A 7,562-nucleotide genomic window follows, 5' to 3' on the forward strand; every position below is an offset into this window, starting at 1 on the left:
CGTTCCAGGCCAATGGGCGGGCGCCCTCGTTTGCCCTTGGGGTAGTACGGCTCCAGTGCCTCCAGCAATCGAGCCCAGGGCACCACCTGCTCCATCTCACCCAGAAATTTCTCGCGCCGCGTAACGCGCTTCTTTCCCAGATACTCGGCACTAGCAAAACTGATTTGTTGCATCGGCGTAGCTCGCTGGTCGTCCTTAGTCTATCAACGCTTCACAGCTGCTCAACGTCGACACTCTCGTCGATTAAATCAGCCTTTCCCTAGGCTCCTCGTCGGCTAGCATATGGTAAATGCCATTGCGGAATTCAATGGGGGTGAAATCGTAAGTGCTGAAGCGGTCTGCAGATTCGCCGCAACGTTCGTCATAGAAGGCTCGGGATGCCGTCTGTAGCTGGGCATGGGTCAACGTAGAATCGCATTTGCCCATGACACTCGACCGGCTGGATCGATGCATCCGCAACTGGTTTCTTTTGTAGTCTTCTATGTCCGTTTGGGATGTGGTGCAATCCTTGACTAACTCAGCTATGTATTGTTGTGCATGGAGTAGGTCAGCAGTTGCTTGAAGAATGAACTCTTCACCGCCAATTTCATCCAGTTTCATGGCAAAAAGGCGATCATGAACATTCATTTCTGCAGCTTCCATTTCCACGTCATCACTGTTCAGACGTGGAAATTTTAACGTACCGATCAGGTATCGGGCGGTCAGTTCCGCGAATTTCTTGTCAAACTCAGCGGCGGTAAATCTCCAGCCTCCGGTGATTTTGAGTGCGCTGGTCATAAAGCCAAAGAGGTCATCCAGAAAGGAGTCCATCCGGTGTGGCTGGATACCCTTGAGGTAGTGCGTCTTGTATGCAGAAATCAGCCCCAGCAAATCGGGCTGTTCCGTGACGATCTTGATCTTTGGCAAGGCTTCCAGCAATGACTCTCGAGTATCTATTGCCAACACCTTACGCTGAAGCTTTAGTACCTTCGATGGGGCGGCGCTTTTGCGCTCATGTCCCCCGTCGACGACTCCCTCATCGTTTGGCTCACGTTTGTCATCATCATCCTTGGACTGCTTTGCCTTTTCAAACCGGGCCTCGGCAGCTTCGTGAATGGTCTCCAGCGCAGCCAGACGCTCGCCAGGATCCAGCCGTTCCCAGTCTTTCAGGGATGCGCGCTCGCCAAATTCCTGAGTCGTCAAAAGGACTAGATTCGCGTATTGCTGATGGTAAAAATCTGGCTTCAGCCAATTATTAAGCGTGTTCCAAAAATTTTCGTGGCCGTCGGTCAAACTATCGCTGTAATCCTTGACCTCGACCTGATCACGCCCTTCGACGGTCACGTCACCGAACACCTCTATCCAGAGAACGTCATGCTTTTCGAGTGTGTGGCAATAGTTGATCGCTACGTGGATCTGGTACTTCAGGGCTTCGGAAAGCTTCGTAGCGTCGAAATCGAGTTTCGCGTTCACAGCTACTTCCAATCTTGAAAACACGATCGACCAAGGAGAGCGAATACGTTCGCCATCCTGGTCAAACAGGTCCATGATTACTGTATGGAAATACAGTGGTGATTTTTGGCTAGGCCAAAGCTTATCAGATGCCGAAACGGAGCAACGAAAATGACCGTTTTAGTGCGGGCCGCAGCGACTCGCCGGGCAGTAGCCGACCGTCGGGGCACTTGTGTGCCGAGACTCGACCCGAATGGCTGCTCTACTTAGGAATCTGCCGTAACACTCTCGTCGAGTCGAAGGACTGCTGTGGGTCGACGGCGGCCCGAAGCCAGGTGCGCACCGAGAAGATTTTCGCGCATCGTGCGTAAGGTCAGGGACGGCACTGCGCGATACCGGCGCATCGACGTGCAGCTTGCCGCGCTCTGCCTGCGAACTAATGGCCCGGTTCGAACTCCCTAGTCGCCTGCGCAGCGGCTTTGGCTACCTTGAGCAACTGCTCGCGGTACTCCGCCGCATAGGCTTTCATATCAGGCGGGTATGGGGTCGCGGGGTTTTTCGATGACCACTCTGGATAGAGGAAGGTGGCATAGTAGTAATACGCCGCTTCGAGTGCCGCATCGAAGGACGGATAGTGTGTCGGCTTGGCATCGAGGTCGTGATGTGCAGCCAGTTGATCGCGATAGTCCTTCATCGCTGAGTGATACTCCTCCCACTCCCTGGAACTCTTGCCAACCGCCGCGAGGAGGCCATCGCGGAAAACATCATGCCGATCGTTGGGTACGAGCTTGGTCCAATGAGTGTCATCTGATCGATTACCGAAGATCTTGCACCACTCGATCAGGCCATAGTCGAGCGACGCGCCTCGCATCACTCGCCAGAGGTCCACACGCGTATCGGGTATCAATTCGTAAAGCACCCGTTGGAGCAGAACAAGCCGGACGGATGACCAGACGATCTGGATATGCATTTCAACTGGATGTGGTTGCTGCATGGTCACCCCCCTTTTTCAAGTATCAAGCATGTCCCACTCGTCACCGAGGATCCAACGCAGCGCGGACAGCTTGCCGTTGATCATTCCCCACTCGAAGTCATCCCACGGACCGAGGTTCTCGATGCCGACCTCGTCTTCGGTCCTCTTTGCCGAGGCGAGTGCGCCAGCCCAGATGTTGTCGAGTATCTGGTCTTGGCGGTATGGGCTCCTGCTGTAATTTCCCTCCGGCACGACTTTGACCTTGCCTGTCTCGATCTCGTGGCGAAGATTCCAGTGCCGGTTGTACCAGACCTGCTGCAACAGCAGATGCTGGGCCTCGAGGATCTCTGGAAGCCGCCGCGCTTCCTGCGAGTAGTTGAACTCGAAGTCGTGCTCACCGAGCAGGTCGGGGCTGTGATCCTTCAGGAACTCAACCATCGAGATCCAGTAGGATGACTTCGGCGCATCGAACAGGTGCCGGAGGTCAGCGTGCGCCTTCCGAAAGTCGCCGTTCGCATCGCTGAAGTCTTTCGTGTTGTGTGTAATGAACGCACACGGTGTGGCCTCGCCCGCGCCCGCGACCACATCGACGTACATCTCGACGAGGATGGCGTCTCCCACGCTGTTCTTTGCACGGTGATACGGAGCCTGCTTTGCGAGCGCGCGCTCGGTGACGCGCTGCTTGACCGCGTCGCTGGTCGCGAGTGCGGGCGCACGGCGCAGAAGTCTGTCGATACGCTCGATCGAACCGCCTACCGCATCACCGTCAACGCCGATCTGGTGGTCGACCTCGTTGAGGCCCGCCAGCAATTCGCCTTTGCGTCCGTCTTCACCAAACTGATTCACGGCCTGCCTGACCAGCCGGAAGTGCGACTGGAGACCGCGTCGGGCCTCCTCAATGATGCGAGCCTTGTTCCGGTCGAATTCGTCGAGCACCTGCTGCGGCACGATCAGTTCGATCTCGCCGTTCTGAACCAGGTCTTCGAGCGCACTGATGATTGGGCTGCTCGCGATAGTCCTTCGCGAGGTCGAGCCAGACGCACGTATCAACCAGAAGCCGGATCGCCATGCTTTCTTCTTTCACGGGAAAACGGAGATTCTACGGGAACGCAGAAGATATACGGGCGCGCAGAGGACGGTGAAGATGACGTGGTATAAACCGGCTTGCCCGCCTCAATACCGCCTACGAAAATGCGCGTGACAAAGATCGATGCCGCCCGACGGCAACTCATTACCGCCATTCGCCTCTTCTTCGATGGTGGCGACCCGGTCTCGGTTTACTCGCTCGCGTCGAACGCGTGGGAAGTGATCGACGTCCTTTGCGCCTGCGCGGGCATCGACAGTTTTTCCAAGCAGGCTCGCGAGAATCTGCCAGCCGGGCACACGCTGAAGCACTACGTCAATGAGCCGTGCCGCAACTTCTTCAAGCACGCAGCTCACGACCCGAGCCCCGATAGCTCGATCGAACTGCTCGAGGCCAACGTTTCCGCCATCCTGTTTCTCGCGGTGGAGGACTACATTCGGCTTCGACAGGGCGGACCTGTCGAGGCGCAGGTCTTTCAGTTGTGGTTTATCGCGGTGTTCCCCGAGAAGGTCAGCAAGGATGACCCGGTGGCGCAATCGAAACTCGACAGCGCCAAGCTCGCATTTCCCGGCATCGCCACGCTGGCCGAGTCCGACCAGATTGCGATAGGGCGGAAGATGCTGGAGGCCGCGCGTCAAGACTCCGACCTCGCGGCTGACCCGAAGACCGAGCCAAGCCTCTGACGCTGCACTTCGGCACCGGCGCGTTTTCGCCGGTCACCGATTTGCACGGCCAGCGCCCACATAGCGCCCAAATCGGAAGAAACAAAAGCTATTCCTGAAAGTGGGCTAAATCGCGGAAAGCCTTACTAGGCTTTGGTTGCGGGGGTAGGATTTGGACCTACGACCTTCGGGTATGAGCCCGACGAGCTGCAACGGCCCGGCCCACACCGTCTTTGACGATGGGGGCCCCTCGACCAAGCCATCGCCGCCGTCCGCTCCCGACAGCGGACTTGGGCGGCGGAAGCGGTCGGTATGTCTGTCACCGCTGCACCGGCAGCCAAAGTGCAGGTCACCGCGCCAATGGGCGCGAGACTGCGGATGCCCGGATCGGTTCGGTAGACACATCCTTTCATTTTTTCTGGCGCCTCATCTGCAGCATTGGGCCGGGTGCGCTCAGCACGGTCCAGCTTGGGGCGTCCGCAGCGGAGCGATCTGCGATCACCTTTGTCTGGCCCAGTCGACGTACGGGTCCGGGGCCAATAGCGGACAAATCCTCATACTCCCAAATCCGGAGAACTTTCAAATTTCCACGAGACTCCTGGTGCACCGACGCCTAGTTGCTCCCGCGCCTTCTCCATCATGGCTTTTCCGTGTCCAGCGCCGACGAGAAGCACTCCATGAGAGAGTGCCGTGCACCTTGTTGCCACTCATCACGTAGCGCTCCACAGCCGCCACCAGCGGGCTGAGCAATGCCGAGCAGCCGCCGACCCAGTCACCCAGCGTCGATTCGGGAAGGTCGATCCCCTCACGTTCCCAGCGAACGCGCCGGCGATACAGGGGCTGATGATCGCAGAACTTTGAGACCAGTACGTTGGCAAGCAAGTCCGGGCCAGGGATGCCTCGGTCGATGGGACGGCTAGGCGCGATCCGGCCCTTCGGCAGATGGAGTTCGACAGTCGCCGTCGCTCCAGCAGAAGAGACAACCGGTGATGGGCGACGGTCCACCGGCTCGACACATACGGGAACAAACTCGGCGCCCACCTGCGCTACCGCGCCATACGTGCCTTGCTCGTACTCGCGGCGCCATCTGGCCAGTTGGTTGTGGTTCAGGTCGTGCTCGCGTGCAAAGCGCGCTAACGACATCGTCGACGACAGCAGCGTCTGCACCATCTGGCATTTGTACTCGGCCGAAGCGGCGCCTTGGTTCTCGACGGTAACCGCCTTCCTGATCCTTAGCTGACTGCGACATAGGTCCCCACTAAATGATAGGTGGGTACCTATTGTGCTTATCGATGCCCCAACGTCCAGACGGTACTGGCCGGAGGCTTACCGCAAAGGATGCCCGACGTCTGCCGGTGTCAACACTAGGCCGCCCCTGCCTCGAATTGCGAACTCAGTTCCGGAAGTCAAAAAAAGTGGACATGGACTATAATGTCAATTATTGTTGACAGCATGTTTGCTGAATCCAACCCGGTTAAGGGGGGCAAATGGACCATCGACGAGAGCTACATGATAAAGCGGACGCAATGCGCCGCAAAATCGGGGAAGCCTTGCGCTCCGCGCGCGAGCGACAAGGTAGCAAGCAATCCGACATCGCCCAGAAAGTGGGCGTGTCTCGGGCAACCGTCATTGCAATCGAGAGCGGCCAAAGCGTCTCGACGTTGAATCTGCTCCTGATGGCGGCTGCGGTCGGCGTGAACCTTAACCCTCAACCAGACCCGGCGATCGTCACGCCACCACGTCGCCCCATGCTCAGGGAAATGATGCGAGCGGAGCGGGAGCGCCAGGCAATGCTCCAGACGAAATTACCCAGCCGGCAGCGCGTGGGATCGGCGTCCTTTACCGCCCCAGTTTCCTACCCGGAAAGCAACGTAAGGCGTCGCCCCACGCTCAGGGAAATGATGCGAGCGGAGCGGGAGCGCCAGGCAATGCTCCAGACGAAATTACCCAGCCGGCAGCGCGTGGGATCGGCGTCCTTTACCGCCCCAGTTTCCTACCCGGAAAGCAACGTAAGGCGTCGCCCCACGCTCAGGGAAATGATGCGAGCGGAGCGGGAGCGCCAGGCAATGCTCCAGACGAATCTCTTGCACAAAGTATCTCAATGAGTAGCGAACTCGAGGTCTTCGTTTCGGACTATCCTGTCGGCTTGCTCAGTGAAGACATCGAGACAGGCCTGATTGATTTCCGTTACCTTCCGGATGTCCCGGATCAAATGACAGTCTCGTTACTGATGCCGCCGAGCGCGCCAGCAGAAGAGTATCTTGGTTACAACGGGGTGCCCCCACCCTTTCAGATATCCCTGCCCGAAGGCATCTTGCTGGAAGCCATTAGAACCCGCTTCGCCAAGCATATCGACGTTGATAACGATATGTCGCTGCTCCGTCTTGTCGGTCGTCACACTATCGGCCGCACTACCTTCGGCGGCCCGCTGGACCCAGACGCCACACTTCAACAAAACATTCTGGATGCCGCCAGAACTGAGGGTGCGGCACAGCGGCTGATCGAAATTCTGAAGACATCTCCGGAGATGTTTGGCGTGTCTGGCGTCATGCCCAAGATGTCGACATTCCAGACGGAAAAGACTCGCCCCGGGACTGTCGCCGCGCACGGCTCCATCGTTAAATTCGACTCGCCCCATTATGTTGGTGCGAGTTTGGTTGAGTATGCATGCTTGAAAGCATGCTCGGCAGCGGGACTAGACGTTCCTGCGATTGAATTAAGCCCGGATCGCACGTCACTGACGATGAGCCGATTTGATATCGCCCCTGACGGATCACGTCGCGGATTCGAAGATGCATGTGCGCTGTCGGGCTTGTTTCGTAGTGGGAAATATAACGGATCGATTGAACACCTGTTTGAGATGATCCGCTTCTTCGTACATCCAGACGACCAGGCGACAGATCTCGTGGCCATGCTGAAACTTGTCATGATGAACGACGCACTACGCAACGGCGATGCACATCTAAAAAACTTTGGTTTGGTCTATGACGATGTCATGCGCCCGCGGCTCTCCCCCGTGTACGACGTACTCACCACCCAGGTATGGTCTCCGCAAGAGGTGCCCGCGCTGGCGATGCAAAAGACCGACCCGAAGGGTACGGAAAAATGGCTGGATCAGCTTGAGCTGGAGGGCGTTGTTGCATAAATCGAGATTGAAAACAGGGGCTCCTCGGTGATGCTGAACTCAGGCGATACGGACGGATTGCGGGCGAGCGAGCGCGACCATGCGGTTGAGCACGCCCGCACGGATAGCCACTTCGGTGGCCTGCGACCCGATTTCGCGTGCCCACAGACTGTGTCCCGTCAGCGTCTTGAGGCGGTACATCAGGGTCTCGGCCAGCGAGCGCCGGTGATAGCCGCTGGCGGCTTTCCAATCGCGTCGACTGCTCTTCTCGATGACATCGATGGCCTC

The 7,562-nt window shown here is 57.7% G+C and carries 7 protein-coding genes and 2 pseudogenes; 3 read left to right on the top strand and 6 right to left on the bottom strand.

Annotated features, from left to right (window positions below; genetic code table 11):
• From A3A5_RS43125 to A3A5_RS38070, 4 genes and pseudogenes are all read right to left on the bottom strand, one after another.
• Nucleotides 1-173, bottom strand: a pseudogene (locus A3A5_RS43125) (IS5/IS1182 family transposase); the annotation flags it as partial.
• Between the two features lie 70 nt (nucleotides 174-243).
• Complete coding sequence (locus tag A3A5_RS0109710) at nucleotides 244-1,527, bottom strand: hypothetical protein (RefSeq protein ID WP_018310395.1); 1,284 nt, start codon at nucleotides 1,525-1,527, stop codon at nucleotides 244-246.
• Between the two features lie 340 nt (nucleotides 1,528-1,867).
• Nucleotides 1,868-2,425, bottom strand: coding sequence for a hypothetical protein (locus tag A3A5_RS0109715; RefSeq protein WP_157637168.1), 558 nt, complete (start codon nucleotides 2,423-2,425; stop codon nucleotides 1,868-1,870).
• 15 nt (nucleotides 2,426-2,440) lie between these two features.
• A complete protein-coding gene (locus A3A5_RS38070) occupies nucleotides 2,441-3,454 on the bottom strand; it encodes a PIN domain-containing protein (RefSeq protein WP_232431304.1) in 1,014 nt (337 codons plus the stop codon).
• 141 nt (nucleotides 3,455-3,595) lie between these two features.
• On the opposite strand from A3A5_RS38070, the gene A3A5_RS0109725 reads away from it, so the two are divergent.
• Nucleotides 3,596-4,171: a hypothetical protein gene (locus tag A3A5_RS0109725; protein ID WP_018310397.1), complete on the top strand. Its 576-nt coding sequence runs from the start codon at nucleotides 3,596-3,598 to the stop codon at nucleotides 4,169-4,171.
• Nucleotides 4,172-4,729: 558 nt separating this feature from the next.
• Here the strand turns inward: A3A5_RS0109725 and A3A5_RS45610 are convergent.
• Entirely contained in the window at nucleotides 4,730-5,458 is a 729-nt protein-coding gene (locus tag A3A5_RS45610; RefSeq protein WP_369797766.1) for a transposase, read from the bottom strand.
• 218 nt (nucleotides 5,459-5,676) lie between these two features.
• Between A3A5_RS45610 and A3A5_RS38075 the strand changes: the two genes are divergently transcribed.
• Entirely contained in the window at nucleotides 5,677-6,255 is a 579-nt protein-coding gene (locus A3A5_RS38075; RefSeq protein WP_018310398.1) for a helix-turn-helix transcriptional regulator, read from the top strand.
• Nucleotides 6,252-7,295 carry a type II toxin-antitoxin system HipA family toxin gene (locus A3A5_RS40220; protein WP_018310399.1) on the top strand — a complete coding sequence of 348 codons (1,044 nt, stop codon included), beginning with the start codon at nucleotides 6,252-6,254 and terminating at the stop codon, nucleotides 7,293-7,295. The genes A3A5_RS38075 and A3A5_RS40220 overlap by 4 nt, the downstream gene beginning before the upstream one ends.
• A gap of 39 nt (nucleotides 7,296-7,334) precedes the next feature.
• Here the strand turns inward: A3A5_RS40220 and A3A5_RS0109740 are convergent.
• Nucleotides 7,335-7,562 (bottom strand): annotated as a pseudogene (locus A3A5_RS0109740) (IS5/IS1182 family transposase); the annotation flags it as partial.

Origin of the sequence: Cupriavidus sp. UYPR2.512 (genome assembly GCF_000379565.1) — a bacterium.
GTDB lineage: Bacteria > Pseudomonadota > Gammaproteobacteria > Burkholderiales > Burkholderiaceae > Cupriavidus.

What these genes read in the sequence shown, in the direction of transcription:
- A3A5_RS0109710 (WP_018310395.1), bottom strand. Translation starts at nt 1,527, where the DNA reads ATGGACCTGTTTGACCAGGATGGCGAACGTATTCGCTCTCCTTGGTCG.
- A3A5_RS0109715 (WP_157637168.1), bottom strand. Translation starts at nt 2,425, where the DNA reads ATGCAGCAACCACATCCAGTTGAAATGCATATCCAGATCGTCTGGTCA.
- A3A5_RS0109725 (WP_018310397.1), top strand. Translation starts at nt 3,596, where the DNA reads ATGCGCGTGACAAAGATCGATGCCGCCCGACGGCAACTCATTACCGCC.
- A3A5_RS38075 (WP_018310398.1), top strand. Translation starts at nt 5,677, where the DNA reads ATGCGCCGCAAAATCGGGGAAGCCTTGCGCTCCGCGCGCGAGCGACAA.
- A3A5_RS40220 (WP_018310399.1), top strand. Translation starts at nt 6,252, where the DNA reads ATGAGTAGCGAACTCGAGGTCTTCGTTTCGGACTATCCTGTCGGCTTG.